The organism is Actinoplanes sp. ATCC 53533 (assembly GCF_003947245.1).
In genome coordinates this window covers 1-26985 of record NZ_QHHV01000017.1, presented here as the reverse complement: position 1 = coordinate 26985, position 26985 = coordinate 1, and the positions used below count along the sequence as shown (strand labels likewise).

Annotated in this window: 24 protein-coding genes and 4 pseudogenes; 13 read left to right on the top strand and 15 right to left on the bottom strand. The window is 69.8% G+C overall.

Annotation, left to right across the window (positions count from 1 at the left end; all coding sequences use genetic code 11):
* Window positions 1-258: 258 nt before the first annotated feature.
* The gene (locus DMB66_RS07355; protein ID WP_233624363.1) at window positions 259-1326 is read right to left on the bottom strand and encodes a serine protease; all 1068 of its coding nucleotides are present in this window, start codon (window positions 1324-1326) and stop codon (window positions 259-261) included.
* A gap of 1077 nt (window positions 1327-2403) precedes the next feature.
* Here DMB66_RS07355 and DMB66_RS07350 point away from each other — a divergent pair.
* Window positions 2404-3636 carry an IS110 family transposase gene (locus DMB66_RS07350; protein ID WP_125803264.1) on the top strand — a complete coding sequence of 411 codons (1233 nt, stop codon included), beginning with the start codon at window positions 2404-2406 and terminating at the stop codon, window positions 3634-3636.
* 28 nt (window positions 3637-3664) lie between these two features.
* Here the strand turns inward: DMB66_RS07350 and DMB66_RS07345 are convergent, their stop codons facing one another.
* The 7 genes and pseudogenes from DMB66_RS07345 to DMB66_RS07315 all read right to left on the bottom strand — a co-directional run bounded on the left by DMB66_RS07345 (window position 3665) and on the right by DMB66_RS07315 (window position 9374).
* On the bottom strand, window positions 3665-4507 hold the full coding sequence (locus DMB66_RS07345) for an SURF1 family protein (protein ID WP_158647161.1): 843 nt from the start codon (window positions 4505-4507) through the stop codon (window positions 3665-3667).
* Window positions 4426-4935, bottom strand: a pseudogene (locus DMB66_RS07340) (PepSY domain-containing protein); the annotation flags it as partial. The gene DMB66_RS07345 and the pseudogene DMB66_RS07340, both read right to left, overlap by 82 nt.
* 700 nt (window positions 4936-5635) lie before the next feature.
* A complete protein-coding gene (locus DMB66_RS07335; RefSeq protein ID WP_125803261.1) occupies window positions 5636-5827 on the bottom strand; it encodes a hypothetical protein in 192 nt (63 codons plus the stop codon).
* Between the two features lie 122 nt (window positions 5828-5949).
* Window positions 5950-6945, bottom strand: a complete 996-nt coding sequence (locus DMB66_RS07330) for a DUF1775 domain-containing protein (protein ID WP_125803260.1) — start codon at window positions 6943-6945, stop codon at window positions 5950-5952.
* A 2-nt stretch (window positions 6946-6947) separates the two neighbouring features.
* Window positions 6948-7556, bottom strand: a complete 609-nt coding sequence (locus tag DMB66_RS07325; protein WP_125803259.1) for a class I SAM-dependent methyltransferase — start codon at window positions 7554-7556, stop codon at window positions 6948-6950.
* A 12-nt stretch (window positions 7557-7568) separates the two neighbouring features.
* Window positions 7569-8486 carry a cation diffusion facilitator family transporter gene (locus tag DMB66_RS07320; RefSeq protein ID WP_125803258.1) on the bottom strand — a complete coding sequence of 306 codons (918 nt, stop codon included), beginning with the start codon at window positions 8484-8486 and terminating at the stop codon, window positions 7569-7571.
* Between the two features lie 390 nt (window positions 8487-8876).
* On the bottom strand, window positions 8877-9374 hold the full coding sequence (locus DMB66_RS07315; RefSeq protein ID WP_125803257.1) for an HXXEE domain-containing protein: 498 nt from the start codon (window positions 9372-9374) through the stop codon (window positions 8877-8879).
* 82 nt (window positions 9375-9456) lie between these two features.
* Between DMB66_RS07315 and DMB66_RS07310 the strand changes: the two genes are divergently transcribed.
* The 9 genes and pseudogenes from DMB66_RS07310 to DMB66_RS07270 all read left to right on the top strand — a co-directional run bounded on the left by DMB66_RS07310 (window position 9457) and on the right by DMB66_RS07270 (window position 18512).
* Window positions 9457-10065, top strand: a complete 609-nt coding sequence (locus DMB66_RS07310; protein ID WP_125803256.1) for a TetR/AcrR family transcriptional regulator — start codon at window positions 9457-9459, stop codon at window positions 10063-10065.
* Between the two features lie 1106 nt (window positions 10066-11171).
* The gene (gene ccsB / locus DMB66_RS07305) at window positions 11172-12173 is read left to right on the top strand and encodes a c-type cytochrome biogenesis protein CcsB (RefSeq protein WP_125803268.1); all 1002 of its coding nucleotides are present in this window, start codon (window positions 11172-11174) and stop codon (window positions 12171-12173) included.
* Between the two features lie 12 nt (window positions 12174-12185).
* Window positions 12186-13769, top strand: a complete 1584-nt coding sequence (locus DMB66_RS07300; RefSeq protein ID WP_125803255.1) for a cytochrome c biogenesis protein ResB — start codon at window positions 12186-12188, stop codon at window positions 13767-13769.
* Complete coding sequence (locus DMB66_RS07295; RefSeq protein ID WP_125803254.1) at window positions 13766-14377, top strand: thioredoxin family protein; 612 nt, start codon at window positions 13766-13768, stop codon at window positions 14375-14377. The genes DMB66_RS07300 and DMB66_RS07295 overlap by 4 nt, the downstream gene beginning before the upstream one ends.
* The gene (locus tag DMB66_RS07290) at window positions 14370-15131 is read left to right on the top strand and encodes a cytochrome c biogenesis CcdA family protein (protein WP_125803253.1); all 762 of its coding nucleotides are present in this window, start codon (window positions 14370-14372) and stop codon (window positions 15129-15131) included. Before DMB66_RS07295 ends, DMB66_RS07290 begins: the two co-directional genes overlap by 8 nt.
* The gene (gene lnt, locus DMB66_RS07285) at window positions 15128-16804 is read left to right on the top strand and encodes an apolipoprotein N-acyltransferase (RefSeq protein WP_125803252.1); all 1677 of its coding nucleotides are present in this window, start codon (window positions 15128-15130) and stop codon (window positions 16802-16804) included. Before DMB66_RS07290 ends, lnt begins: the two co-directional genes overlap by 4 nt.
* 9 nt (window positions 16805-16813) lie before the next feature.
* Window positions 16814-17150: pseudogene (locus DMB66_RS07280) on the top strand (ArsR/SmtB family transcription factor).
* A pseudogene (locus DMB66_RS07275) lies at window positions 17117-17856 on the top strand (cation transporter). The pseudogenes DMB66_RS07280 and DMB66_RS07275 overlap by 34 nt, the downstream one beginning before the upstream one ends.
* Window positions 17853-18512, top strand: coding sequence for an isoprenylcysteine carboxylmethyltransferase family protein (locus DMB66_RS07270; protein WP_125803251.1), 660 nt, complete (start codon window positions 17853-17855; stop codon window positions 18510-18512). Before DMB66_RS07275 ends, DMB66_RS07270 begins: the two are co-directional and overlap by 4 nt.
* A 373-nt stretch (window positions 18513-18885) precedes the next feature.
* Here the strand turns inward: DMB66_RS07270 and DMB66_RS07265 are convergent, their stop codons facing one another.
* The 3 genes and pseudogenes from DMB66_RS07265 to DMB66_RS07255 all read right to left on the bottom strand — a co-directional run bounded on the left by DMB66_RS07265 (window position 18886) and on the right by DMB66_RS07255 (window position 21123).
* Window positions 18886-19440, bottom strand: a complete 555-nt coding sequence (locus tag DMB66_RS07265; RefSeq protein ID WP_125803250.1) for a class I SAM-dependent methyltransferase — start codon at window positions 19438-19440, stop codon at window positions 18886-18888.
* A gap of 323 nt (window positions 19441-19763) precedes the next feature.
* Window positions 19764-19892 (bottom strand): annotated as a pseudogene (locus DMB66_RS63530) (ArsR/SmtB family transcription factor); the annotation flags it as partial.
* Window positions 19893-19914: 22 nt separating this feature from the next.
* Window positions 19915-21123: a GGDEF domain-containing protein gene (locus DMB66_RS07255; protein ID WP_158647159.1), complete on the bottom strand. Its 1209-nt coding sequence runs from the start codon at window positions 21121-21123 to the stop codon at window positions 19915-19917.
* 543 nt (window positions 21124-21666) lie between these two features.
* On the opposite strand from DMB66_RS07255, the gene DMB66_RS07250 reads away from it, so the two are divergent.
* Window positions 21667-21870 carry a hypothetical protein gene (locus DMB66_RS07250; RefSeq protein WP_125803248.1) on the top strand — a complete coding sequence of 68 codons (204 nt, stop codon included), beginning with the start codon at window positions 21667-21669 and terminating at the stop codon, window positions 21868-21870.
* A 237-nt stretch (window positions 21871-22107) separates the two neighbouring features.
* On the opposite strand, the gene DMB66_RS07245 is transcribed toward DMB66_RS07250, so the two are convergent.
* The 4 genes from DMB66_RS07245 to DMB66_RS07230 all read right to left on the bottom strand — a co-directional run bounded on the left by DMB66_RS07245 (window position 22108) and on the right by DMB66_RS07230 (window position 25853).
* Complete coding sequence (locus DMB66_RS07245) at window positions 22108-23751, bottom strand: copper resistance protein CopC (protein WP_125803247.1); 1644 nt, start codon at window positions 23749-23751, stop codon at window positions 22108-22110.
* Between the two features lies 1 nt (window position 23752).
* Window positions 23753-24712, bottom strand: coding sequence for a M56 family metallopeptidase (locus DMB66_RS07240; RefSeq protein ID WP_125803246.1), 960 nt, complete (start codon window positions 24710-24712; stop codon window positions 23753-23755).
* On the bottom strand, window positions 24709-25080 hold the full coding sequence (locus DMB66_RS07235; protein ID WP_199752096.1) for a BlaI/MecI/CopY family transcriptional regulator: 372 nt from the start codon (window positions 25078-25080) through the stop codon (window positions 24709-24711). Before DMB66_RS07235 ends, DMB66_RS07240 begins: the two co-directional genes overlap by 4 nt.
* Window positions 25081-25346: 266 nt before the next feature.
* A complete protein-coding gene (locus DMB66_RS07230) occupies window positions 25347-25853 on the bottom strand; it encodes a hypothetical protein (RefSeq protein ID WP_125803245.1) in 507 nt (168 codons plus the stop codon).
* Window positions 25854-25867: 14 nt separating this feature from the next.
* Between DMB66_RS07230 and DMB66_RS07225 the strand changes: the two genes are divergently transcribed.
* Together DMB66_RS07225 and DMB66_RS07220 are read left to right on the top strand one after the other, a co-directional pair.
* Window positions 25868-26347 (top strand): hypothetical protein, encoded by a 480-nt coding sequence (locus DMB66_RS07225; RefSeq protein WP_125803244.1) that lies wholly within the window; start codon window positions 25868-25870, stop codon window positions 26345-26347.
* Between the two features lie 4 nt (window positions 26348-26351).
* On the top strand, window positions 26352-26985 hold a 634-nt coding region (locus DMB66_RS07220), incomplete at its 3' end, for a DUF3105 domain-containing protein (RefSeq protein ID WP_148112719.1).

The window sequence follows — 26985 nt, the reverse complement described above, 5'->3', positions numbered from 1 at the left end:
CCGGCGGCCGGCTGTGGATGGCCAGGCGCGAGGTCCACCTGTTCATCGCCGTCATCGGTGCGTCGGAGGCGACACCGTTCCACGGGTCGATGTATCCGCTGTACGCGTGCAACAGCGCAGCACAGAGGGTCAATTTTCGGAAACCGGCGACAACGGTGTTGTACCTGTTGCTCGGGAGCCTGCGCTGCGGCTTCGGGCACGCGGATACCTTCCCTTCCCGGCGGCGTCGAAGTCCTACCGTTGCCGCACTCCAGTGGGTTACACCAGGCCCCGCAGTTTGGCGGCGAGGATGTCGGCGCGCACACCGGAGTTCGGGCAGCCGCCAAAGTGGTGCAGCGCTACCACGCGGTTCGTCGCCCGCGACAGGACCGGGCTTCCGGAGGAACCACCCTCTGTGTCGCAGTAGTAGGCGATGTCGGAGTCTTGGGCGTATCCGTCATAGGCCGGATCGGCGACCGTGCACGTGCCCGCCCGATCGCCGAGCGCGCCGGCGATCCGGGTCGGCATTCCCGCCGGGTGTTGTGGAACATACAGCCCCTGCCCCTTCACCGGCCGGCGGGTGTCGAAGGTGAGATGGCCGAAGTTCTGCACCTGCGCGAAGTTCCTGACCGTGAACAGTGTGTAATCGTACGTGCGGTCGGTGGCCAGCACCCGTTCACCCCAGACCTTCACCGGAGGGGACACATCATGCGAGCCGCAGCGCGCGCACTGATAGTTGAACCACACCTCGGTGCCGGAGGCGCCGGGCGATGTGGCGAAGCAGTGGTTGTTGGTCAGCATCCGGTTGTTCGCCCCGAGACGCCAGCCTGTGCACAGCTGCGTGCCGTTGATCAGCAGCCGGGCGATGGCCTTGGACCGGGTGTACGCGACCGGGTCGGCCGTGCGGTAGCAGACCGCGTCGGCGCTCTCGTCGTTGCCGCAGACTGACTCCTCGCGGCCGGACGCGCCAGCAGATGTCGGCGGCGAGTCGGGTGCCCGTTGTTGTTCTGCGCGCGAATAGCCGCGGGCGACTCTGTCGATGTTGACGCCCAGCCGCCTGAGCACTGGGCTCAGGCCGAGTGTGTCGCGGGCTGTGCGGTGCAGCTTCAGCACTGCGGTGTCGCCGGTGATCGACATGGCCCATTTGTCGATGGTGCCGTTGCTCAGCACGCTAGGCGCGTCGTAGCGGTAGGACTCCGTGCCCTGCGCGTTGGAAACGGTCAGGTAGTCGCCGGGCAGCATGAACAGGCGATTGAAGTGCAGCTTGACATACGACGCCCGCGGATAGCGGAACGTCTCCGTCCGCGGCGCGGCCGCGTATCCGACGATGCGGTCGACCGTGAGCAACTCACCCACCTTCTGTGGGCCTGTTACGGTGCTCTGTTCGGACATGCTCCTGTTGAGTCGGCCGGGCGCGGCCGCGTGGTCGGTGGGGTCTCCGCCCGCGCCTGTCGGCGGCGGGGTGGAGGAAGCGCGCGGTACGGCGGCGGCCGGGACGGCACGTTCCGCGGAGGCAGAGGGATGCACGATCTGGGGAGCCTCGTGCCTGGCTGCACTCGGGCGGCCCTCGTCGGGCGTGGGGGTCCATGTTGCCGCGTTCGCCGTGCCCGCCAGCACCAGGGACGCGCACGCCCCGGCGACGATGCCCACCTTGCGTCGCATCCCGCTCCCGCCACTCGTCGTCACACCGAAGCAGAACCGCTTCGGCGTTCACGCACCTGTGTAACGAGCCGTCTGCGGCGGCGACGCGCGATCGGCAGCGTGACAGCGGGACGCTGTCTGAATACCACTGAGGGTCGCGGCGTGCACACCGATCGTCGTCGCGTCCGCTGGTCTGGCGGTCGACCAGCACACTCGTCGCGGCGCCGACCGCTGCCTGCACGGCCAGGAGGGTGGCTTGCAGCCCCGTGAGCTGAAACCACGGCGTCCAGCCCACCTGCAGTCCGGTGAAGCTGAGCAGCGGGAGGAACAACACCCGCCCGGTCAGCCCGCCCAGCGTCAACCCGGCGAGCATCCGTCGGCGGTGCATGGCGAGCGCGAGCAGTGCCACCCGTCGACCGGGCCGCCCACCACATGTCGTGCGGCGGGAGGGCCACCGGCGCCGCTGCACCGGCCAGCACACTGCCCACGGGGGCGAGCCACACGGCAGGCCGTCGTAGCTGTTCGGGGATGGTCACGCTGTGTTCGGTGAGGCTCGCGGCCCCCCCGTTACCTTTTTCGCAGCCCCAAGCGGGGTTGCAGGCCACCGGCCGCGGCATGACTTAGTCCCCCTGTTGTCCATGATCTGGGGGGTGTTGTCACCGGGGTTCGGAGGGTGCCAGTGACCGCTGATAGAGACCTGACCGCCTTTCTGGTCTGTTCGTAACGTGGCTGCCGGCGCGAGGCATCGAGGCGGCCTGCTCCGTACGAGCAAGGGACCAGGCGTTGACCGAGCAGGACGGCAGCACCGACCGGTACGACGTGTACTGCGGAGTCGACGTCGGTAAGAGCGAGCACCACGCGTGCGCGCTCAACCCCGCCGGCAAACGCCTGCACGACAAACCGCTGCCCAACGACGAAGACACCTTGAAGGAGGTTCTCGGCAAGCTGAAGACCCGCGGACGGGTCTTGGTGATCATCGACCAGCCGGCCTCGATCGGGGCCCTGGTCATCGCCGTGGCCCGCATCATGGGCATCGACGTCGCCTACCTACCGGGCCTCGCGATGCGCCGGATCGCCGACCTGTACCCCGGCGAAGGAAAGACCGACGCCCGCGACTCCTTCATCATCGCTGACGCCGCCCGCACGATGCCGCACACCCTGCGACGGATCGGCACCGACGACGAAACCGCCGCCGACCTGACGGTCCTGGCCGGCTACGACGACGACCTCGCCAGCCAGGCCACCCGCCTGAGCAACCGGCTCCGCGATGCCCTGCTACACGTTCACCCTGCCCTGGAACGCTTGCTGGGTAAGCACTTCGACCGCCCCGGCGTCCTGGAGCTCCTCGTCGCCGCCTCGACCCCGGACGCCCTGGCACGGCTGGCCCCGCAGGCCATGACCGAGATCATGAAACCCCGCTCGCCGCGGCTGGCCAAGACCCTTCCCGCGAAGATCCGCACCGCTCTCGACGAGCAGAGCGTCACCGTCCCGGGCACTCAGGCGTTCGGGCGGGTCATCTCCGGCATCGCCGCCCAGCTGCGTGACATCCACCTCGAACGCGCCTCTCTCGGCGCCGATCTTGAAGCGCTCCTGGAGGCCCACCCTCTTCACCAGGTCCTGACCTCGATGCCCGGACTCGGGGTCAGGACCTCGCTGAAGATCCTCACCATCGTCGGTGACGGTACTGCGTTCCCCAGCGCCGCTCACCTGGCCGCCTACGCCGGCCTGGCCCCGGTGACCCGCCGGTCCGGAACCTCGATCAAGGGCGAGACCCGCTCCCGGCGCGGCAACCGCGCCCTCAAGAACGCGCTGTTCCAATCCGCGTTCGCGAGCCTCGCCGATCCGACCAGCCGCGCCTACTACGACCGCAAGAGAACCGAGAAGAAGAAACACAACGCCGCCATCGTCTGCCTAGCCCGACGACGCACCGACGTCATCTACGCCATGCTCCGCGACAAGCAGCCCTACCAACAACCCAGCACCGAAAACCCCACAAACCACGCCGCTGCCGCTTGACAAAGATCATAGAGACCCCCCGGCGAGTTCATCGACGACCGCTCAGCGGCAGGTCACCGGCCGCGCGCCGTCCGCCCGATGAGGCTGACGGGATGCCGTCGTCGGCGAGGGCTGCCGGCGGTCGGCTCCGGTGTGCCTCGCGGTGCACCGACCAGGCGTACCAGGCCGCCAGCATCACCGCGAACAGCCACCACTGCACTGCATAGGTGCCGCTCTGCCACGCGTTGTCGGTGCGGACGGGAACGGCCACCAAGGCCGGGTCAGCCGTCGGAATCTGCGCGGTCAGCAACAGATAGGCGTTGAAGAGTGGATAGGGCAGTTCACCGGCGAGCTGGTCCACCGAAATCCGGCGCACCTCGATACGCCCCTCATAGCGCTGCACCCGGCGCGAGCCACTCTCGGAGTACCGCACCCGTCCGGTGACGTTCACCTGGCCGGACGCGGCCGGCGGCACCTGTGGCCTCACCGTCGCGTCGCCGAGCGGCGCCGCGAGGAAGCCACGGTTGACCAGCACCGCCGTTCCGTCGGCCAACACCAGAGGAGTCACGACCTCGAAGCCCACCGAACCGTTGACGGTCCGCCCGCGGGCCAGGATCTCGCGGCTGGAGTCGTATCGGCCGGTGACGGCGACCGCTGCCCACTCCCGGTTCGATGTCGGCTCCACCTGGTTGCTGTCACTTCCCGGACGGGGTAACACCTCCGTGAGCGGCACCGGTACGGCCTGCTCGCCGGCTTCGATCCGTGCGTTGCGGGCACTGCGATCTTGATAGCGGTCCCACTGCCAGTTACCTAGCAGCACCATGACCGCCGCCAACGCGAGCGCCGCGGCGGCATAGCCGAGCCAGCGGCGGTTGAGCAGGAATCGGTACACATCCGAGAGGGTACCGTTCGGTGGATGTCCCGGTATTTGCCGGTGAGGCACGCGGCGACGCTCACACACCATGTCAGCTCACCGTGCAGACGTACGGCGTGGCCGGACAGGGTGGTGTCGGGATTGATGGAGCCGAGCACGTTGGCGTCCCACAGGTTGACATAGACGTCCCTGGGTTGCCCGTCTGCGGTAGTCGTGGAGAAGGCAGTGGAGCGGTCCAGGGCGGAGGATTCGCTCATCGACACGATCGTCGCGTCGGGGTGTGCCGCCTGGACGGCGTCGAGTGGCCGGCGCAGGTCAGCGGTGGCGTTCGCTGGCGGGTCGACGGTCATCACATCGGCGTTGAGCAGGGGTTCGGTCTGGAACCGGAACAGGTAGATCAGGCCGGTGACCGCCAGCAGCAGCAACACCGGGACGACCAGGAAGCTGGCGTAGAAATGTCACCGCCAGAACGCTCGGAACCAGCCTTGCCGGTGGCTGGGTGATAGGCATGGATTCTCCAACGAAGAATGAGGCGTCGCAGCGGGGCGCGGCGATCCGCGGCGCGAGGTCCCAGACCGTGACCCGGAGACGAGATCCGGTCACAGCAGGACTTGGCGCGGCGGGGGATCTCCGCGTTGGTGAGGCCCTGGGAATTGCGTCGTAGCGGACCGGATCGGGCGGTACCAGACAGGTCACGACATCGATGGCAGGTCGCTTGAGGATGCCCTGGTGAGGGCGGGGCTGGGACGCGTGGCGAAACCGGCGGCGATGGTTCAGCCGCGGGCCGACGCCGGCGGTCCGCGGCGCACGAGGCCGACGTGCAGCAGGCAAGGCGTCATTCGGGTGGGCGGCGGCCCGGCTGGCGCCAGGACCAGATTCTCGCCGCTGCGTACGGCGGGCAGGGCGCGGGAGGCGAACGCCACCAGTGCCTGGGCCGCTCGGATCAGGATCCGCTGAGCCGGGGCAAGCCAGCAGCAGCATGGCGCGCCAGAGCAGATGCTCCCCGGCCGTCAGCCACACCCACAGCACGGTGGCCGCACCCAGGTGCAGGATGGCCATCTACGCGGAGGCGAGACCGAGTAACCCATGCGAGTGACCGCCACCCCCGCTGCCGGCGTGCGGGGGTGGGTGTGTCGCCCAGCACGGTCATGGCCGTGTGCAGCAGCAGTGTCCGCCGAACAGCACCGTGATGATCCGTCTTGTGGACGCGGGACGGTCCAGGATTCCCGCCAGTGCGGTGCGCACCATGACCAGGACGGCACGCAGACTGCCCGCCGGTGCGGTGCCGCCCGCACCGACGTGGGCGGTCGCGGTCACACTCACCACGAACCAGGACATGACTGCGGCATACGTGAACCGCGACAACCCTGCGAACCGTTTGGTGTCCTCAGGCGACCCGGCTGCGGCGGATCCAGCGGCCGGCCCTATACCGCCCACCGTATCGTCGTGACCGGCCAGGATCACGTCGACGGGCGACGCCGACGGGCGATGGTCACCGCGCTCCCGGCGAGCAACGCGACCAGGACTCCGCCGGCGATCCACCACCATGCCGAAGGGCCTTCCGAGTCACTCGCAGGCTCGATGGCGGGCGCGGCGGCGACACTGGTGGACGGCGTGACCGGGTCTGAGGCGGGGGCCTCGACCGATGGCGAGGGAGCCGCGGTTGCCGGCGCGGAGGCCGGCGCGGTGCCGGAGCCGCCGGCGAGCTTCACGGTCGGCGCCGGGTTCTCCGGTTCGGGTTCGTTCGCCGACGGCAGCCCGATCCATCGGTCGGTCTTGCCGTCACTGTAGGTCTGCAGCACTTTGAAGCTGATCGACGCGTACGTCGGCAGCTGACGGATGCGAACCTTGTGCTCGGCGCTGCGGCCGACTGCGAGCGCCGGGCCCTCGACGGTGTAGCTGTCGTCCTGTTTCGTCAGTTTCCACTGCTTGGGAACGCTGATCTGGCTGATGTCCGCCGGAGTGATGCCCACCGGCAGGAAGATCTGGACCTTGGTGACGCCGGCGCTGTCTGACTCCGCCTCCGCGTTGACGCTCGCCACGGCGTTCTTCGCACCTGCCCGGGCAGGTTCGATGGTCACCCCGGTGTGTGCGAAAGCCGGACCGGCAGCCGATACCGCGCCCGCCGTCGCCAGCAGAGCCGCCGCTACGAAACCGACCACGCGTCGCTGTGCGTTCCTCACAACTTTCGTCTCCTCGCGGTAGAGGCCCAGGACATGACAATGCCTTTCATCAGTCGCGTTGCCCGCGGAAAAAGTTCCGGCCAATCTGGCGGTGTACTCAAGCAGTGCGTTCGTGGTGCCCAGGGCCCGCGTCCGAGGCCGTTCGTATCCGATCGGTGCGGTGTCCCGTGGGGTGCCGCCGTTGAATGGCTGCCTACGCGGCGCGCGTGGTTTCGGTGCGCTGCCGCCCGTATTGTGCGTGATGCTGGGCGGCTCTCCCCGCTGGCGCGGCATCGTCACCGTCGTCGGGCCGCGCCCAGGAGGTAGTCCCCGCCTATGCGTGTCATGCAGCGGTCACCGACGTCGAGGCCGACGGTCTCGCATGCCTGTACGAACTGTTGCGCGTTGAACCGGTCGCCGGTGGGGTGGTCGAACAGGGCTCTGTAGCTGGGCCGGGCCAGGGCCCGGGCGGTCACTTCGTCGAAGTAGAAGGTGCCACCGCGGCGTAGGACGCGGGCGACCTCGGCGACGGCGTCGCGCCAGGCCGGGATGTGGTGGATGATCGCGAAGTCGAACACGGCATCGTACGAACCGTCAGCGGCGCCGAGGCTGGCGGTGAGGTCAGCGGCGTCGCCGACCCGCAGCGTGACCCGGTCGCCGTACGGGCGCAACCGCCGTTGGGCCCGCGCGATCATCGCCGGGTCGAGGTCGACGGCGTCGAGCGTGGCGGCGCCGAACCGTTCGAGGATCAACTGCGCCCCGTACCCCGGCCCGCATCCGATCTCCAGTGCCCGGGCGCCCGCCGGTAACGGTCCTCCGAAGCGGCGCAACTGTGGCACTTCGTACAAGCGTTGCAATAGCCGCCGCGGCGCTGAGTTGATCAGTGCGCTTTCGACCCGGTTCATCAGCATCGCGGTTCACCAGCCCGCGGGATGGCAGACGCCGTCGGCTCCGGCCGGTTCGACCTGCAGGGTGGCGTGTGCGATGTGGTACCTGTCGTCGAGGGCCTGGCGGGCAGCGGCCAGGACGTCCGCCAGGTCGGCCCTGGACTGGAGGACCAGGTGAGCCTGGGCCACGTCCATGCCGGAGGTCAGCGTCCACAGGTGCAGGTCGTGTACCTGTGCCACGCCCTCGACCTCACTCAAGGTCTGCGCGACAGCACCCACGTCGATGTTCTCGGGCGCTGCCTGGACCAGGATTCGCACCGCGGACCGGGCCAGTGACAAGGTGCGGGGGACGATGAACAGCGCCACCGCGACCGCGATGATCGGGTCGGCGTACTGCCAGCCGGTCGTGGCGATCACGGTCGCCGCTGCGATGGCGCCGACCGAGCCGAGCATGTCTCCGAGCACTTCGAGATACGCGCCGCGTACGTTGATGCTGTCCTTGCTGCCCGAGCGCAGCAGCGCGAAGGCGACCACGTTGGCCAGCAGACCGGCTACGGCGACCCAGAGCATCGTGCCGGCCAGCACCTCGGGCGGCTCGGTGAACCGGCGGACCGCTTCGTAGGTCACCCAGGCCGCCACACCCAGCAGCAGCACCGCGTTGGCCAACGCAGCCAGCACCTCCAGCCGATACACGCCGAACGTCCGCTGCGGACTACCCGCACCCCGCGCCGCCCGCCGCACGGCGTAGATCGCCGCCAGGGCCATCCCGATGCCGAGCACGTCGGTGAACATGTGCCCGGCGTCTGACAGCAGCGCCAGGGAGCCACTGATCAGCCCGCCGATCACCTCCAGCAGCAGAAACGCCGACAGCACCGTGAAAGCCGCCCACAGCTTCTTGACGTGTTTCTCGCCGGAGCTGCGCGCTCCGTGATCGTGACCTGCGCCCATGTGTGCCTCCCTCAACCCGACGCTTCCCGACAGCCAATGTATGCGCACATTGCAATATGTTCAACCCAGAGGACCGGCCGAGACGGCCGCATGACCGTCGGGCCGGTTGTGGGGTTGGCGTCGTGCACGTGGCCCGTGCCTGGGGACGCTGAGCATTCCGGGCTACTGCCGTCCTTGCGAAGCCGCGAGGCGTTGGCCGCACGACGCGGGTCATGGCTGGGGTCGGCTACCCGGACGGGTCGGTCGATTGGCTCGCTCGCCGTGGTCGATGGCGGACTCAGGGGTTGCCGCGAATGGTGGCCGTCGCGCAATGTGCCGCACAAGGCCATGGTCAGTGCTGCGGTTGAGGGCGGCTAGCCATGCTGCAGAGTTGTGTGGTCGGGCACGGCTTCAGAGGAACAGGAACCCGATCGCGAGGCCGGCGATGACGGTGCCGACAGCGACAGCAACAGTTATCTCGGTGGTGGTGGCGCGGGCGTGGTGGCGGATCCAGGTGAAGAAGTACATGGTGGCCGGGATGGAGACGACGGCTCCCGTGACGGCTCCGGGCGAGTAGTCGCGCAGGGTGATCCAGGCGGCCAGGTGGAACAGCGCGTTGACGGCGAACTGCCATTGGAATGCGATGGCCATGACCACCCAGCCGCCGTGCCGGCCGGCCAGCGCCGCCCGCCAGGAGCAGAGCAACACCAACAGCATCAACGGGATGTGGTAGGCGGCGAAGGCGCCGGTGCTCTCGCGCCCGAAGTGTTCGGTTGCCCAGGCGGCGAAGCCGGGCAGTTCCTCCAGGGTGTGCAGCACATACACCAGGTATGGCACCAGGAACGGTGCGGTTTGCAGCGTTGGCAGAACCTTGCGGCCTGCGGCGGGGGTGCGGAGTCGGACGGTCATGGCAATACCTCCGGGGGGTAATTTGGGTGCGGTTAGAATATGAGGAATTCCTCGCTTTCGGTACTCGTGTTAGGGGACTCCGGTGCGCGCTTCGAAGTCGGTCTATCAGCCGAGGAAGACGCCTACGCAGCAGCGGGCGTGGCGGACCCGGACCCGGATCTTGGCCGGGGCGGCTCGCGTTTTCGCCGGGTACGGATACGCCTCCGGAACCACCGACCGGATCGCCGCGGCAGCCGGTTTGTCCGTCGGCTCGCTGTATCAGTACTTCCCGAACAAGGACGCGATCCTGCTGGTGCTGGCACAGTCCCACCTCGACCAGACGGCGGACATGGTGCGGCAGACGCTGACCGAACCCCGCCCGATCGAGGTGTGGCTGCCGGTGTTGATCGAGTCGGTAGTCGGGTTGCACGCCGGGAACCCGCGGCTGCACCAGGTGCTGTTCGAGGAGGCGCCGCGACCACCCGATCTGCTGAACCGGTTCCGGCAGGTCGAGGATGATGCGGTGGCGGCGGTCGCCACGCTGCTGCGCGCCGAGCCTGGTCTGGGCGTCGTGGACCCTGATCGGTGCGCACGGTTCGTGGTGGCCACGATCGAGTCGCTGACCCACCGTTTCATGAGCCGCACCCCGCAGATCGACGCCGACGACCTCGCCGACGAGATCGCGGCGATGGTCACCGGCTACCTTCGGTGAGCCGCCAGCCCACCGCCGCAAGGTCCCGGGACCGCGATAACCATGGTGGCGATCGGGCGGTGTGGTGACCGATCGGTGACCTTTTCGTCACCCGCATCCGTGCCGAATGCCTTTTCGGCGCCGCCCGCCGCCGATCAGTACCCGTCGCCGAGCAGGCCACCAAGGGCCGGTCTTCATGACGCGTCGGCGGCGCCGCGGGTTACCCGGTGTGCGGTCCCTGAGCGGGACAGCAGCGACCGCAGTGCGGGCGGCACTCGGCGCAACGCTGACAGCAGGCCGGCCCGGCGTGCCGCCCACAACGCGCATCCGGCGCAGATGAACACCCCGGTGTCTGGCCCAACTCGGCCACCTGACCGGCCGGCAGCACACGCCCGCAGCAGCCGCAGCGGCGGTGATCGGATTCCTGGACTGTCTCGGCGGCGGTCACGGGCCGACTCGCTCTCGCAGCGCGGCGACGATGTCGGCCACCTCGGGCACGCCGGCGAGGCCTTCGGCTGTGGAGTAGACGCGGCACCTCATCCCGTCACCATCCGCTACGCCCGCAAACAGGTCCTCGCCGTCGACCGTGATCGTCGGTGATCCCCGGAAACCGACCGCGGAGGCCTTCGGCCTCGGTCGCCACCGGCACGAAGCTGACCTCCGTGCCGGACCGTCCGAGTGTGACCACTGCCTACTGCAGCCGTTGTCCGGCATCGCGCCAGTTGGGGGCAGCCCGCGAAGTACAGCACCGAAACCCGCATCGCCCTATCCTGCTCTCGTTCAGCCGTAGGGGATAGGCGCTCACATGCTCTCGTGCGCGTCGAGCCTTCTCGATCACGTCGATGCCATCCACCACCAGGACCAACCCCTTCTGCCGGCTCCGGGTGTGCGCCTTCATGGAATCGGGATGCTGCGGCGTACAAACCGGGCATGCCCCGTGCCGGGGTGATGTCACATCCCCGCTGACGCGAACCGCTGTCCGCGGGTCTTCGAACATTGGGGCTCGGAGATGTGCCAGAGCGCGAGATCTGTCGAGCCGCAACCCATCACCTAAGCTACTTAGGAGGTTAGGTACGATGGCCGGGTTCGGCTGTGGCCCTCCCCGGCCTTCTGTGGAAAGGCTGTTGATGGCAGCGTTGTCTGACCAGCTTCTGGTTCTCACGATCCTCGCGTACGTCGCGGCGATGGTGGGCTACGCCGCCGAGCACGCGTTCGGCACTTCCGATGCCGCAGCGCCGGCCATCGTCCGGGAGTCGGCGATGGCCGGGACGGCCGCCGTCGGCCATGCGACGCGCTCCGACGATCCGGTGCCGGCGGGGCAGCGCCGTCCGGCCGGGGCACGAGGCAGGGGCGATAGGTGGGCGGGGCGGCTCGCCGTGTGCGCCACCCTGGTCGGCGTCTTGAGCCAGGTTGGCTGCGTGGTGACGCGCGGTGTGGCGGCGGGGCGGGTGCCGTGGGGCAACATGTACGAGTTCATCCTCGTGGTCAGTTTGACCGGGGTTGTCGCCTGGCTGGTTCTGCTCGTCCGTCGGCCCCGGGTACGCCCGCTGGGCTTGTATGTCACCTTCACGGCCGTGATCCTGCTCGGCCTGGCCGGCATGCGCGTGTACACCGCTGCTGGGCCGTTGGTGCCGGCCCTGAACTCGTACTGGTTGAAGATCCACGTCAGTGCGGCGGCCGTCGCCTCCGGGATCTTCCTGCTCGGGTTCGTCGTCGCGGCGCTGCAACTGTTGCGTAGCCGCCACGACCGTCGTCTGCCGGCCGTCGCGCTGACGACGCCGACTCTGGTGACGACGTTGGGCAGGCGTCTGCCGGACGCCGCCGTGCTGGAACGGTTGTCTTTTCGGCTGCACGCCTTCGGTTTCCCGATCTGGACGTTCGCCGTCCTTGCCGGCGCGGTCTGGGCGGAGGCGGCCTGGGGCCGCTACTGGGGCTGGGATCCCAAGGAGGTCTGGGCGTTCATCTCCTGGGTGGTCTATGCCGCGTATCTGCACGCCCGCGCCACTCCCAGCATCAAGCGCACCACTACGGCGTGGCTGGCCGTCCTCGGCTGGGCGACCATGATGATCAACCTGTTCGCCGTGAACCTCGTCGTCGCCGGCCTGCACTCGTACGCCGGAACCGAGTAGCAGACACCGCGCATGATCCTTCTACGGCTGGCCCGGCGATGGTGGCGGCAGCTGACCAGTATGCGCACCGCTTTGCTGCTGCTGTTCCTGCTCGCGGTGGCGGCGGCACCGGGCTCTATGTTCCCGCAGCGCAACCTCGGTGCGGAAAAGGTCGACGCCTACTATGCGGCCAACCCTGCCCTCGCGCCGTGGCTGGATCGCGTCGACCTGTTCGACGTGTATGCCTCGCCGTGGTTCGGCGCGATCTATCTGCTGCTGATGACGTCCCTGATCGGGTGCCTGCTGCCACGATTGCGTGACCACGCGACGGCATTGCGCCGACGCCCGCCGCAGGCTCCTCGCCACCTGTCTCGGCTATCGGCCCACGCCCGGCTCGGGACGTCGGCGCTGGATGCCGTCGAAGCTGCGGGCAGGCTACGCATGGTCCTGTCCCAGCGCCGCTACCGGGTCGCCCTGCACGCCGGCACCGACGGGCACGTGAGCATCGCTGCGGAGAAGGGTCATCTCCGCGAGACCGGGAATCTCCTGTTTCACTTCGCGCTGCTCGCGCTCCTGGTCGGGGTCGCGGCCGGCTACGGCTGGGGCTGGTACGGCAACCGGCTACTGGTCGCCGGACCGGACACCGGGTTCTGCACCGGCGTGCAGCAGTTCGACGAGTACGGCCTCGGTCCGCGCATCAACGCCACCGACGTGCCCGGCTATTGCTTCGAACTCCAGCGGTTCACCGCCGAGTTCCTCGACAACGGTCAGCCGACGGTGTTCCGCGCCGACGTGACCTGGTCCACCGTCGACGGCCGACCGGAATCCGCCGGGCTGCAGGTCAACGATCCGTTGCGCCTCGGCGACGCCACCATGTACCTGCTCGGCCACGGATATGCGCCGGTGCTGCGTTACACCGACCGGGCCGGGCGTGCGCAGACCTCGGTGACTCCGTTTCTTCCCGTCGACGGCATGCTGACCAGCGATGGTGTGGTCCTGTTTCCCGATGCGAACGCCGACACCCGTACCGGCAAGCGCTCGTCCGACGCCCAGGTCGGCTTCTCCGGGGTCTTCATGCCGACGGCAGGCGCCGCGGCGGTGTCGGCGTACCCGGGCGAACGGGATCCGGTGGTGATCCTCAACGCCTACCGCGGTGATCTCGGTCTGGACTCCGGCATCGCCCAGTCGGTGTATCAGCTACCGCGCCGGCCGCTTGCCGACGGCAGGCTCCAACAGATTCCCGGGCGGGCCACGACGCTGCGGCCGGGCGAGCGGTGGACTCTCGACGACGGCTCGACCCTCGAGTTCGTCGGCACCCGACGGTGGATCACGGTGACCGTACGCGACGACCCCGGTGAGCCGATCGTCCTGGCTGCGGCGGTGGCGCTGCTGGCGGGACTGCTGTGCTCGTTGTCGGTGCGCCGCCGCCGGGTCTGGTTCCGGGTGACACCGGGGCCGGACGGCTGCTCCGTCGAAGCCGCGGGCCTGCCCCGCACCGACTACTCCGGCTTCCGCGCGGAGTTCGCCGCGATCGTCGCCGCAGGCCGGACGGCCGCCGGCACCAGGGGCGACGCCCAACCCGTCGGGGTCGGCACAGCAGAACGGGAACCGTGGTGAATCGAGGTTCGCGTCGCCTGGCGGCGCTCACGACCTGCCTGGCGGCCGTCGTGTCGCTTGCCGCGTGTGCCGGGGGTCCACCGCGCGGCGACAACCGGCCGGTGGACGCCGTCGAGACGGCCGACAACGGCCGTGTCCGGCCCGGCGCCACCGTCATCTACCCGGTGGGCGACCGGGTGGCCGCACCACGGCTGCGGGGCGAGTTGCTCGACGGCACCGCCTTCGACCCGGCGACGGTCGACGGCATGGTGCTGGTGGTGAACTTCTGGGCCTCGTGGTGCGCGCCGTGCCGTGCCGAGGCCGGGGAACTCAACGCGGCCTTCGATGCCACCCGCGACAACGATGCCCGGTTCCTCGGGGTGAACATCCGCGATGGCCGCGACCAGGCACGATCCTTCGTCGAGGGCCGCGAAAGGTATCCGAGCCTGTTCGATCCACAGGGCCGCGTCGCGCTCGGCTTCACCGACGTCTCACCCAGCACGATCCCCGCCACCGTGATCGTCGACCGGAACGGCAAGGTCGCCGTCGTCTTGCGCAAGGCGGTCACCCAGCCCGAGCTGGAACCGCTTGTCCTGCAGGTCGCCGCCGAACGGCGTGCCGGTGGGTGAGCGGTTCGCCGGGATCGCCGGCTCCGGCCCGCTGCTGCTCGCGGTCGCTGTGGCCACCGCGGCGGGACTGGTCAGCTTCCTGTCACCCTGCGTCCTGCCCCTGGTGCCGGGCTACCTCTCCTACGTCACCGGGATCGCCGGTGCGGACGTCAGCGAGCGGAGCCCGTCACGGCCCGGACACGGGCGTACCCTCGCCGGCGCGACGTTGTTCATCGCCGGGTTCACGCTCGTGTTCATCCTCGCCGCCGTGCTCGTGTCCAACGTGGGCCGGCTACTGTTCGTCCACGCCCGCACCGTGGAGGTCGTCGCGGGTGCGTTGACCACGGTGCTGGGGCTCAGCTTCCTTGGTCTGATCCCGGCGGCTCAGTACGAGCGGCGGCTGCGCTGGCTGCCGAGCCCGGGCCTGGCCGGGGCGCCGATGCTCGGTGTGGTCTTCGGCGTGGGCTGGATTCCTTGCGTGAGCCCGACGTTGAGCGCCGTGCTGGCTCTGGCGGCGGTCGAGGCCACCACCGGCCGGGCGGTGGCGCTCGCGGTCGCGTACTGCGCCGGCCTTGGTGCGCCGTTCATCGGCCTCGGTCTCGGCCTGCGCCGGGCCATCGGCGCGGTCGCCGTCGCGCGCCGGCACAGCCGAACGATCACCCGGATCGGCGGGCTGATGCTCGTGGTCGTCGGTGTCGCGCTGATGACCGGGCTGTGGGCCGCGTTCACGATCTGGCTGCGGGCCACGGTCGGGCCCGGGCAGGTGGGCATATGACGAGCAGGTCCCGACTGGGTGCGGCCGCCGCGATGAGCGCCGGCTGCGGCCTGTCGCTGCTGGTTGCCTTCCCGCCGTACGACTGGTGGTGGCTCGCACCGGTGGGCGTCGCGTTGCTCGCGGTGGCGGTACGCGGGCGATCCGTGCGGGTCGGTGGCGTCCTGGGCCTGGTGGCCGGCCTGACGTTGTTCGTGCCGTTGTTGAGCTTCACCGGCCTGCAGGTCGGCTGGTGGCCGTGGCTGCTGCTCGCCGCGGTCCAGGCGTCCTTTCTCGCGCTGCTGGGCGCGACCGGGGCCTACGTCAGTGCGTTGGTGGACCGGGTGCGCTGGGCGTGGCCGTTGACGACGGCGGTCCTGTGGGTCGGGCAGGAGGCGCTGCGTTCGCGGGTGCCGTTCGGCGGGTTCCCCTGGGGACGTCTGGCTTTCAGCCAGGCTGACGCGCCGGTCCTGAGCCTGGCGTCGTGGGGTGGTGCGCCTGCGGTGACGTTCGCGGTCGCCCTCGCCGGAGGGCTGTCGGCCGCCCTCATCGGGGACCTGATGGACCAGCAGGCCGCCGGTCGCCGCCGGGTGGCGCGGTCCGTCCTGACCGGCGCCGCCGCGATCGCCGTGATGCTGGGTGGCGTTCTGGTACCGCTGGACCGGCCCGGCGGCCGGCCGGTGCTCGTGGCCGTCGTGCAGGGCAACGTGCCCCGCACGGGCCTGGACTTCAACGCCCAGCGCCGGGCCGTGCTCGACAACCACGTCGAGGCCACCCTGAAACTGGCGGAGTCGCTGCGTTCCGCGGGCCGGCCCCGGCCTGACATCGTGGTGTGGCCGGAAAACGCCTCGGACATCGATCCGCTGATCAACGCGGACGCCGCCGCACGCATCGATGCCGCCGCGGCGGCGATAGCAGCGCCCATCCTGGTCGGCGCGGTCCTGCGGGGGCCCGGGCCGGGCAAGGTCCGCAACGCCAGCCTGTTGTGGCCCCCGCAGGGCGGGCCGACCATCTCCTACATCAAGCGTCACCCCGTGCCGTTCGCCGAGTACGTGCCCCTGCGATCACTGGTGCGCCGAGTCACCACGCTGGTCGACCGAGTACGAGCTGACTTCATCGCGGGCGACACCCCGGGCGTCACGACCGCGGCCGGTATCCGCATCGGCACTGTCATCTGCTTCGAGGTCGCCTACGACGACCTCGTGCGGGACATGACCGTCGGCGGAGCCGAGATCCTCGCGGTCCAGACGAACAACGCCACGTTCAACTACGCCGAGGCGACCCAGCAGCTGGCGATGGTCCGGCTACGGGCCGTGGAGCACGGACGACCCGCCCTCATGGCATCAACCGTCGGTGTCTCCGCCTTCGTGGCTGCGGACGGCAGCGTCAGCGATGCCACCGCCATGAACACCCAGGCCGTCATCCTGCGCATCCTGACAACGGGCCAGGGCAGCACGCTCGCCACCCGGACCGGAGCCGCAGCGGAGTGGCTGCTGGTCGGCATGGCCTGCACCGTGCTGGTGGCCTCAGGATGGGCCCGCCGGGCACGTCACCGATCTTCCGGCCCGTGGCCATCACAGAGCGCCACGGGCGGCGGCAGCACGGCGTCGACAACGCTGGACCACCCGCGCGCACGGCCCGCCACGCCGTCGCGCCCCTCACACGGTAGTACATCTTCCGCTGAATACAGTGATTGATGTGCTGTTCTGGCCGTGAAGACGTTGACGCACGGGCAGGTGCTCGCCCGCTTCGGCCATGCCCTGTCCGACCCGGTCCGAGGCCCGGCTGCTGCTCGCGCTGCGCGATGGGCCGGGCTACCCGGCCGAGCTGGCGCAGCTGCTGGGTACCAGCCGGCAGAACCTGTCCAACCACCTCGCGTGCCTGCGCGGCTGCGGCCTGGTCGTCGCCGTACCCGAGGGCCGCCGCACCCGCTACGAACTGGCCGACGCCCGGCTCGCGCACGCCCTGGGCGACCTGCTCGGCCTGGTCCTCGCGGTCGACCCGGCCGCATGCCCGGCCGCCGCGTCCGACGGGTGCTGCTGATGGTCACCCCGTTGCCGCTGCTGCCAGCCTGCCCGCACCCGACGCAGCGGGCGGCTCTCGCCCGACGCGTCCGGTGGCTGGTCGCGGCGACCATCGCCTACAACACCATCGAAGCCGTCGTGGCGATCACTGCCGGGACACGGGCCTCGTCGACCGCGCTGATCGGCTTCGGCCTGGACTCCGTCATCGAGGTCGCCTCGGCCGCCGCAGTGGCATGGCAGTTCTCCAGCGCCGAGCACGAGCGCCGGGAACGCACCGCGCTGCGGATCATCGCCATGTCGTTCTTCGCCCTCGCCGCGTACGTCAGCGTCGAATCGGTGCGGGCATTGCTCGGCGCCGACCGGGCCGAGCACTCCACCATCGGTCTCGTCCTCGCCGCGGTGTCACTGGCCGTGATGCCGGTGCTGTCGGCGGCGCAGCGCCGCGCCGGCACCGAACTCGGCTCCCGGTCGCCGATTCCAAGCAGACCCTGCTGTGCACCTACCTGTCCGCGGTGCTGCTGGTCGGCCTGGCGGTGAACTCGCTGTTCGGCTGGTGGTGGGCCGACCCCGCCGCAGCATTGGTCATCGCCGCCGTCGCGGTCAAGGAAGGCCGGCAAGCCTGGCGCGGCGAGGGCTGCTGTTCCCCGACCGCAGCGCGCACGCCCTCCGACGCGGCGGCCGGTGGCTGCGCCGACGGCTGCTGCATCCCGGAGCGGCAGCGATGACGGCGGCTCTCGCACTGGGCCTCTACCTGCTCGGCCTGGCCTTGGCGTTCGGGTGGCGCAGCCTCACCCAATGGCGGACCACCGGCGACACCGGACTACGGCTCGGCACCGGCCCGACCGGGTCGGTCACCTGGTGGGCCAAGCTGCTGTTCATCGCCGCGCTCCTGCTCGGTGTCGCCGGCCCTGCCGACGGACTCACCGGCGCAGACCCGGTCGCCGCCCTCGACCACGGCCCGATCCGGGTCGCCGGACTGGTCCTGGCCGTCGCCGGCGTGGCCACGACCCTCGCCGCCCAACTAGCCATGGGCGCCTCGTGGCGGATCGGCGTCGACCCGAACGAGCGCACCGCGCTCGTCACCACCGGCGCGTTCGCCCTGGCGCGGAACCCCATCTTCACCGCGATGACCGTCACCAGCCTCGGCCTCGCCGCGATGGTGCCCAACCCCGTCTCACTCGCCGCGACCGCTGTCCTCATCGCGTCGATCCAGCTCCAGGTCCGCGCCGTCGAAGAGCCCTACCTCACCCGCACCCACGGCGGGGCCTACACCGCGTACACCGCACGCGTCGGCCGCTTCTGGCCCAGAATCGGTCGCCGCCGGCCACCACCGGGCAGAACGCTGATCCCCCCGGCTTTGCCGAAACGACGGCCGGTCTAGGCCCACCTCCGCAACCCGCTCTTCGCCGGTATGCTTCGCCGTCACCGCCGGCCTGACTGCTATGGTGCCCGAGCGTGGTCGGCATCCTCGCCCTGGCGTGCTGGCTCGCGGCAGTGCGGATCCACGGCCGTACCGCCCGGCGTACCGGAACTACGTCACCCGGGCCGGCCGACTCCTCCCCGGCTGCGGGCCGCATCAGGCCACCAGCACCAGCCCGGCGAGCGAGCGAAGTCGACACCCAATCGTCGACTTCGCGGAAGCTGACAGATGGGACCGGGTGCTCAGAGTAGGGGCCAGCTTGGTCGTCTCAGCGAGGCGCTGCGCCCGCGCGTTACCGCGGCGACGGACGCCTCGAACTGGCGAGATCGGGCGCCTACGCGGGCTTGCGGGCCGCGAGGCGTTCGATGACGCCGGCTTTGAACCGGTCGTGGGCTTCGATGGGGTAGCCGAGGGCCTGGATGTGCTGGATGGGACGGCGGCGGTAATGTTCACCGCCGAGCGGAATGGTGACCAGTTCGACGAGGCGCTGGATCGCGCGGCCCAGCCGATTGGCGGCTTCGACATGGTCGGCGAGCAGCAACAGTCCGCCGGGACGCAGCACGCGGGCCATCTCCTGGACGGCCTGATGGTCGTCGGGTATAGCGCACAGGGAAAAGGTGCACACGACGGTGTCGAACGTGTCGTCGGGGAACTCGAGCTGCTGGGCGTCGCCTTCCCGCAGGACGACCGCACGGCCGAGGTGTTCGGCGCGGTGGCGGGCCAGGTCCAGCATGGCTGGACTCCACTCGATGCCGGTCACGGCCACGGTCGCAGGGTAATAGGGCAGGTTGAGGCCGGTGCCGATGGCGACTTCGAGAGTCTGTCCAGTGGCTTTAGCGCAGATCCAATCCCGACTGCCAGCGAAGAGGTAGCGGTCGAACAAGCCCATCTGCTTGTCGTAGGAACCGGCTTGCTTGTCCCAGTAGCGGCGGAGCCGATCCTGGCTGTTGGATCGCGGCAACGGTCGGCCCTTTCCCGGTCGGCGGCCGGTGGCGGTCCGGCTGTGATGTCAGGGCGACGTCGGTGTTTGCGGGCCGCAGCCGCCGCCCATGATGGGGCTCATCGAGGCTATCATCGCTCGCAGGTGGTCCGCCTCGGCCGCGGTGACGCCGCCGGGCCCGAGGACCCCAGCAATACCGCGCCGATGTGGGCACCGGCGAAGGGCCTAGTGGGGTGGGTTCGGTGGGCAGGTCGGGCCTTCGGGCCGCCCACCACGAGGCCGCAATCACGCAGGCACGCCAGATGCGCCGACACCGTCGACTGCGCAAATCCAGCTATACCGGTCAGGTCCGCCAACCGCAGTCCCCTGCCGGCCAGCCTGCGCAGGATCGCCAGGCGGGAACGCAGACCTTCAGCCGCCGGGCTAGTTCACGACTGTCCTGCCGCGGTGGCCGGGGCGGACCGTGTTGGTGGTCGGATGTGGCTCGGCGGCGACGCAGATGCCGAGACGGCCCTGTTTGGCGGTGTACATGGCTTTGTCGGCGTGCTGCAGCAGGAGCTCGACGTCGGCGCCGTGTTCGGGGAAGATCACGACGCCGATGCTGGCGCCGACGATCGCGGGCTGTCCGTCGAGGTCGAGCGGCTGTCGGAGGGAGTCCAGGACACGGCGTGCCACCTCGGTCGCGTCGGCGACGGAGGTCACGTTCGGCAGCAGGATCGAGAATTCGTCGCCGCCGAGCCGGGCGACGGTGTCGGTGTCGCGGACGCATTCGGTCAGCCGGTTGGCGACGTGCTGGAGCAGCAGGTCGCCGCGGTGGTGGCCCAGGGTGTCGTTAACCTGTTTGAAGCCGTTGAGGTCGAGCGAGACGATCCCGACCGGCTGCCGGGTCCGGGCCGCGATGTTCAGCGCCTGCTGCGCCCGGTCGTGGAAGAGAACACGGTTGGCCAAACCGGTGAGCGCGTCGTGCGTGGCCTGGTGGTGGCTGGACGCCGCCTGGCGCTCCACCCGTCGCTGGTAGCCGATCAGGATCGCGGCGCACAACGCGAACGTCGCGAGGTCGATGATGATCACCCCGACCGCGATCGACTGCAGCGCCTGGTTCCGCCCGTCCGCGGCGGCCAGATACGCGGCGAGTCCGCGGCGCTCGCGTTCGATATTGGCCACCGACATTCGGCGCAGCGCGGAGAACTCCGGCGCGGCCGACTGGACGTGCGCCTCGATCCGCTCCGGCTGCCCCTGCTCGCCGGCGGCGGCCACGGCGTGCAGCGTGTTCTCGTACCGCGCATAGTGGCGCCGTAGCTGAACGACCTGGAACGCCGCGTCGCTCCCGCCATGCGCAGTGAGCCAATCGAGCTGCTCCTCGGCCGACCCGATCACCGCACGCAGCGCGGCTCGGTCGAGGCTGGTCCCGGTCGCCAGATACTGGCGCAGCGCCGCGTCCTGCTCACTGATCTCGACGAAGACACTCTGCCACGCGATGCTGACCTGGTTCGACGCGCGGACCTGCGCCGTGGCCTGCTTGGCGCCGCGGGTGCCGACGATGGCGAGCGTCGCCAGTGCGGCGAGGCCGACGGCCAGGCCCGCAGTGGCCACGCGCCGGATGCCTCGCCGGGACAACCAGTCCGTGCTCATGATCACCTCGCCGTTTGCCGGGGCCTTTGGGCCGTGTTCGATCCAGTTCGGCGCGAGCAGCGGTGCCTTGAGCTCTTGCGAGAGCGCGTGCGGGTGCGGTTCGGGATCAGGATACTGCCGCGGCGCTGATGCCGGCGCCTCCAGACAACCGACTCGCTGGCCTTGACCATTTCGACGAGTCTGCCGCGACCTGGCGGTTGTGGCGCGGCCCTGGCCACAAGAGGGGCGGCACCCGACGTGACGCCGTGGCGTCGGTGGTTGAGCACAGCGCGGCCGGGGTCGTGGGCTGATCATCGACGTGGCGGCGCCGGCGACCCCAGCGCGAGGCCGTGGGGCGGCGGTGGCGGCCAACCCCCAGCAGAAGCGGTCCGGTTCGTCGGCTGGACATCACAGTGCACGCCTCCGATGGCCATGGGACTCTTCGGCATCCCGCGTGTCCGGGATCAGAAACCGGAGCTACGCCGCGCCGCGGGGCGTCGGCGAGCAGTGAGCGAGGCAGGGGTACGGCAGACCAAGTCAGCGCGAAGCTCGTTTCCAGTGCAGGTGAGCTCGGGATCCGGGTCCTCGGCCGATGGAGCAGGCACGCCGGCGCTGGCCCTGTTCATCGTGCCCCGGACCGTGTCACTGGCCCGCTCGGCGGTCCGCATCCTGGTGCAGGCCACCCCGGAGAACGTCGACGTCAGCGCGGTCGAGCGGACGCTACGCGAGATCGACGGGGTCCGCGCAGGTGCACGACCTGCACGTTAGGCCCCTGACGTCCGGCACGGACGGGGCGCAGGCCCACCTTGTCCTCGCGCCCGGCGCCGACCTCGCCATGGTCTTGGCCGCCGCTCGCACGGACCTCGAGGACCGGTACCACCTTGAGCACGCCGCGCTGCAGGTCGAGCCAGGCGGACGCCGGACCTTGGCGGGATCTGCGAGCCGGCCGGTTGGTGACATCGGAGGCCGGCGGAGGTCAAGGCGTGTCCCATGACGGCGCACGCCTCAGCTGACCGTGACCGTGCCCGTCACTGTGCTCTGGTCGACATCCGAGGTGCGCAGCGTGAACCGCAGCTGCCACGGACCGGCCGCCGGCAGACCCACATCGCCGATGGCGTGGTTGTCGGTGATGCGCACCAGGGCTACCTCGATCGGCTCGATGTTCCGCGCCGGCAGCGCCGCGGTCGCTGTCCACTCCACGATCGGCAGGGCCGTACCGTCGAGCGTGTAGGCGTACAGGTGGATCGCGTTGTTGCCGACTTGGCCGGGATAGACGGTGACCTGCAGCGACAGCGTGTCGTTCTTGAGCGTGGTCGAGACCTGCGCGGTGCTGGCCGGCGCCGCTGTGGTCGTCGCGGACGCGGTGCGCGCCGGTGTGGTCTGTACCAGCACCGCGGTGACGGCGAGGACGGCCGAGGTGATGGCGAGCTCGACCAGGATGACGCGGCGGAGCCGGGCACGGCCGGCCGCGGCTTGGCGTCTTACCAGTCGCCGGGAGTACGCGGCGACGGCGAGTACGACCGCGACCAGGCCGATCTTGACGAGCAGCAGCCTGCCGTAGGTGGTGGTCGCGAGAGCGGTGAAGGTGCCGATCTCGATCAAGGCCTGGATCGTGCCCGCGACGATCAACGCGGCGACCGCGGCGGTGGCCCACCGCGACCAGATCGGCAGGATCGCGTCGAGCTCCCGCTCGTTCGCGCGGGGCAGCAGGAAACCGGTCAGCATCACCAGGCCGCCCAGCCAGGCCGCCATCGCAGCCAGATGCACGGCATCCGCGACCACGGACACACCGGAAACCGGGGAAGCGGTCGGATGCCCGGTCAACGGCCAGGTGCCGACCGCGGCAACGCCGAGCACGGCGAGCAGGGCCAGATCCGCGCGGGACTCGCCCGCACCGCGGGACAGCGGACGTACCAGTACCGCGCAGGCGCAGAGAACCCCGAGCCGCACCAGCATGACCGCGCCGTACCGGGTGCCGAGCACGTCGCGTAGGTCGTCGACGCCGACGTCGAAGATCCCGCCACCGGTCGTGTACGGGGCCTGCAGCCACAGACCGGCCAGGGTGCTGCCGGCGACGAGTCCGAGTCCTGCCCATAACACCCGGGCGGGTCCGCGGCGACTGAGCCGGTGCGGCCACAGCAGCGCCAGGACCATGATCGGGCCGATGGTCAGCAGCAGGCCGGCGTACCCGAGGCCCTTCACCACCGGGATCGCCGTGCCCACCAGCGGATCGACGGCGGAGGACACGTCGGTGGCGGTCGGCGACGCGGATGGCGCACCCACCGAGTACGGGAACGATCCCGCGATGGGATGGCTGTCGGCGGAGACGACCCGATAGCTTACCAGATAGGTGCCCTTTTGCTGGGAGTTCAGGTTGATGGTGATCGTGGAGCCCGACACTGACGGCTGGCCCTGTTCGACGCGTGAGTTGTCGGGTGCCAAGACCTGGACCCTGCCGTCGAGCAACTGCACCGGTTCGCTGAACGTCAGGGTCACCCGCTGCGGTGCCTGGCTCAGGACTGCGTCGGTGGCCGGCTCGGTGCTCTGCAGCACCGCGTGGGCGCTGGCCGGCGCGGCTGGTGCCACGAGCGCGATCAGGAACCCCAGGACCAGTCCGGCGAACGCGGCTGCACCGCTCAGGCGTCGCATCTCACGCACCCCAGAGACATGTTGCCAGCGGGGGCCACCACCGGCAGGCCGCCGCCAGCGCCAGCGGCACGCCCGGCAGCACGGCGACGGCGGCCCACGACGGTACGCTCACGGCGTGGTGCAGCCGTCGCGGCGGGCGCATCAGCCGGTGCAGCCGTTCGGTGGCGTCCCCGCCGGTCGCCGCCGCCAGTCCCGTCGGCGGGGCGGCCGACTCACGATGGTGGGTGGTGGCCATGGTGACCAGGGCGTGGGCGAGGTCGACGCGGCGGTGACGTCGCGCAGCGACATCGTCCGCCCGGATCTCGATGAGGCGCTCGACCTGGTCACGAGCCGTGGCGATCACGGTGAACCGGGGCAGTGCCGCCGCGGTGACCCGCACCACGTCGAGCAGCAGTTGGTGGTGCCCGGCGGCGTGCGCACGTTCGTGGGCGAGCACGGCGGCGAGTTGCGCGGCGCTCAGGTGCCGCAGTGCTCCACTGGTGACCACGACCCGGCAGGTGCGGCCGGAGATCACGTAGGCGGCGGGCTGCGGGTGGTCGATCACGGTGGCGTCCAGGTCTTCGCGGACGCGGCCGGCCAGACACACGGCATTGCGGTGTCGGGTGCGGTCCTGCGCCACCGCACGGGCTCCGTGGAGAACGCGGATCGCGGTCAGCATCGCCGCAAACGCGGTGAGTGACGCGAGCAGCCGTGCGGTGAACCCGGCCGTGGGGCTGTGCGTGTCATCCATGGCTTCGGCGCACCAGATCACCGCGTCGCACCAGGCGGGCGTGGCGCCGGGCAACGGGATCAGTGCCTCGGCGATCGCCGAGATGATCGCGATCGCGACGGTGCCGAGTACCGCGTACCACGCGGCGATGCCGAGCCGAGGCGCGCGCGAGGTCCACGCGGCTACGGCGAGCCACCGTAGCGCGCTGAAGGTCACCAGGGCGGCGAAGACGAGCAGGACAACGGTGATCATGAGTCGTCCTCGTCCTGCTCATAGCTCTGCAGTGCCGCGCGCAGCGCCGCACTCTCGGCGTCGGTGAGCTGTCGGACGAACCCGACAAGCGTGCCCGCCGGATCGCCGGTCTCCGCCATCGCGTCACGCATCAACTGTCCGCCGTAGTCCGCGCGCGAGGCGACCGGCCGGTACCGGAATGCCCGCCCGTGCCGGTCCCGTCGCAGCCAGCCCTTCTTGTACAGGTTGTCGACGACGGTCAGCACGGTGTTGTAGGCGAGTTCGCGTTGCGGCTGCAGATCGGACCACACCTGTCGGACGGTGGCGGGTTCGCTGCGATCCCACAATGCGCTCATGATCGCCGCTTCCAACTCGCCGAACCCGCGCACGCGCCTTCCCTCCTCGACTCCTGTACGGCCCAGGCTAGCGTCCCACCCGACGGCGGACCGTGAACCTAAGCACCTTAGGAGATTAGGTATGGTGGTGCAGGTTCCGCACACTACCGGTGCGAGCCCGGCGAAGGGAGATCCTGTGATGTCGGCGCTTTCCGGTCAACTTCTCGTCGTCACGGTCCCCGGCTAGCCACCATGGTGTGCGCCATCGTCTGGATGGGTGTCGGAGACCTGATCGCCACCCGCAGCCACGGCTGGCTGCTTCAGTCTCGCGGATCGCCCTTCGACGGCTCCTCGGCCGCCGGCGTCGGGGCCTGCAGAAGCCGCGCGAACTCCGTCGCCAAGGTCGCCCCGGCGTGGCCGACGGCGCTGAACGTCCGGGCCGGACCGTCATCGGTGCGGACGGTGACGGTGACACGCCCGTCGCGCACGACACTTTCCGCCGCCGTGACCGAGGGCGCGGCAATGACCACCGCGTCGCGCCTGCTCTGCCGTAGTGCCGACCCCATCCACCACGCACCTGCCCCGATGGCACCGACCAGGACCAGGACACCGGTCATGACCCACAGCGCTACGCCGAGCCCGTGATTACCGCGATCTTCGGCATTGACGGCCACCGCGGCCAGCCCGAAGGCGACGACCAGCGAGCCGCCGCTGATCCGGGCGGCGCGCTGCCGCCCTGCCGTCATCTCGTGAATCTCGACAGCGTCCGAGGAAAACACCAGAGAAACGGTGTCTCCGATATCGGTGGAAACGCGCGGCACTCTCATGAGGACCACCATAAATGACACAGCGCAGCGCACCCGCACAGGGCGGCCGAGCCCACTACCTGAGTCCACGCTGGCTGCTCGGCCACATCGTGGTGTGCGGCCTTTTTCTTCTGTTCATCCGGCTCGGCTGGTGGCAGCTACGCAGCGCCATGAGCGGGCACGTGCTCAGCATCGGATATGCGCTGCAGTGGCCGGTCTTCGCGGGATTCGGCGTGTTCGTCTGGGTCCGGGCCATACGTCAGCACGCCGCGGAGCAGGCAGCAACACCCTCGGCCGGCAAGCCTCTTCCGGCGGCGAACACGAGCATGAACTGGACCTTTTCCCGTGACTCGCCGCCGCCGACACCTTCGCGGCCCGCGCAGGGCATGCCTGCCGACGACCCGGAACTGATGCACTACAACGAAATGCTCGAGTGGCTACGCGCGGATCCCCGACGACATCCCCGCGGCTTCCGCAGCCGACCGACGGCCGTCCCGAAAAAACGGAATCCGTGAAAGAATGACCAGAAAGGACGTCATGGCGTCGAAAAAAGATTCCAAAGCGTCACCGACACGTAAATTCGCGAAACCGGTGAAGGCTCCCGCCCGGCGCTCGTGGGGAATGATCGCGTCCTTCACCGCCGTCGGAGTCGTCGCTGCGGTCATCATCGGATATGGCGCGTTCGCGTCATGGCGCGGTACTCGTCCCTGGGACCAGCGGCTGTCCGCGCTCGCCGGCGTCACGAACTATCAGCAGCAGAAGCCCGCGTGGCTGACCAGCAACCACAAGTCGGGCCCCCTGAAGTACGAGGTGAGTCCCTCGGTCGGCGGCGACCACAACGCTGAGTGGCAGAGCTGCACAGGCGCCGTCTACGACGCTCCGATCGCCGCGGAACACGCGACGCACAGCATGGAGCACGGCGCTGTCTGGGTGACCTACCGGACGGGCCTGGCCGCCGAGCAGATCACTCAGCTGGCCGAGCGGGTCCGCGGCGCCGACTACACGCTGATGAGCCCGCACGAAGGGCTTGCCAGGCCCATCTCGCTGCAAGCCTGGGGCTATCAACTCGCCGTCGACTCCGCCGACGACGCCCGTATCGATCAGTTCCTGGCCGCTGCCCGTATCAACGCGGGACCCGAACAGGGTGCCGCCT

Excerpts from the sequence above, each read along its gene's own strand:
- DMB66_RS07335 (WP_125803261.1), bottom strand. The coding sequence starts at position 5,827 with ATGTCCTGGTTCGTGGTGAGTGTGACCGCGACCGCCCACGTCGGTGCG.
- DMB66_RS07330 (WP_125803260.1), bottom strand. The coding sequence starts at position 6,945 with ATGCCGCGCCAGCGGGGAGAGCCGCCCAGCATCACGCACAATACGGGC.
- DMB66_RS07325 (WP_125803259.1), bottom strand. The coding sequence starts at position 7,556 with ATGAACCGGGTCGAAAGCGCACTGATCAACTCAGCGCCGCGGCGGCTA.
- DMB66_RS07320 (WP_125803258.1), bottom strand. The coding sequence starts at position 8,486 with ATGGGCGCAGGTCACGATCACGGAGCGCGCAGCTCCGGCGAGAAACAC.
- DMB66_RS07315 (WP_125803257.1), bottom strand. The coding sequence starts at position 9,374 with ATGACCGTCCGACTCCGCACCCCCGCCGCAGGCCGCAAGGTTCTGCCA.
- ccsB (WP_125803268.1), top strand. The coding sequence starts at position 11,172 with ATGGCAGCGTTGTCTGACCAGCTTCTGGTTCTCACGATCCTCGCGTAC.
- DMB66_RS07300 (WP_125803255.1), top strand. The coding sequence starts at position 12,186 with ATGATCCTTCTACGGCTGGCCCGGCGATGGTGGCGGCAGCTGACCAGT.
- lnt (WP_125803252.1), top strand. The coding sequence starts at position 15,128 with ATGACGAGCAGGTCCCGACTGGGTGCGGCCGCCGCGATGAGCGCCGGC.
- DMB66_RS07270 (WP_125803251.1), top strand. The coding sequence starts at position 17,853 with ATGACGGCGGCTCTCGCACTGGGCCTCTACCTGCTCGGCCTGGCCTTG.
- DMB66_RS07265 (WP_125803250.1), bottom strand. The coding sequence starts at position 19,440 with ATGGGCTTGTTCGACCGCTACCTCTTCGCTGGCAGTCGGGATTGGATC.
- DMB66_RS07255 (WP_158647159.1), bottom strand. The coding sequence starts at position 21,123 with ATGAGCACGGACTGGTTGTCCCGGCGAGGCATCCGGCGCGTGGCCACT.
- DMB66_RS07245 (WP_125803247.1), bottom strand. The coding sequence starts at position 23,751 with ATGCGACGCCTGAGCGGTGCAGCCGCGTTCGCCGGACTGGTCCTGGGG.
- DMB66_RS07240 (WP_125803246.1), bottom strand. The coding sequence starts at position 24,712 with ATGATCACCGTTGTCCTGCTCGTCTTCGCCGCCCTGGTGACCTTCAGC.
- DMB66_RS07230 (WP_125803245.1), bottom strand. The coding sequence starts at position 25,853 with ATGAGAGTGCCGCGCGTTTCCACCGATATCGGAGACACCGTTTCTCTG.
- DMB66_RS07225 (WP_125803244.1), top strand. The coding sequence starts at position 25,868 with ATGACACAGCGCAGCGCACCCGCACAGGGCGGCCGAGCCCACTACCTG.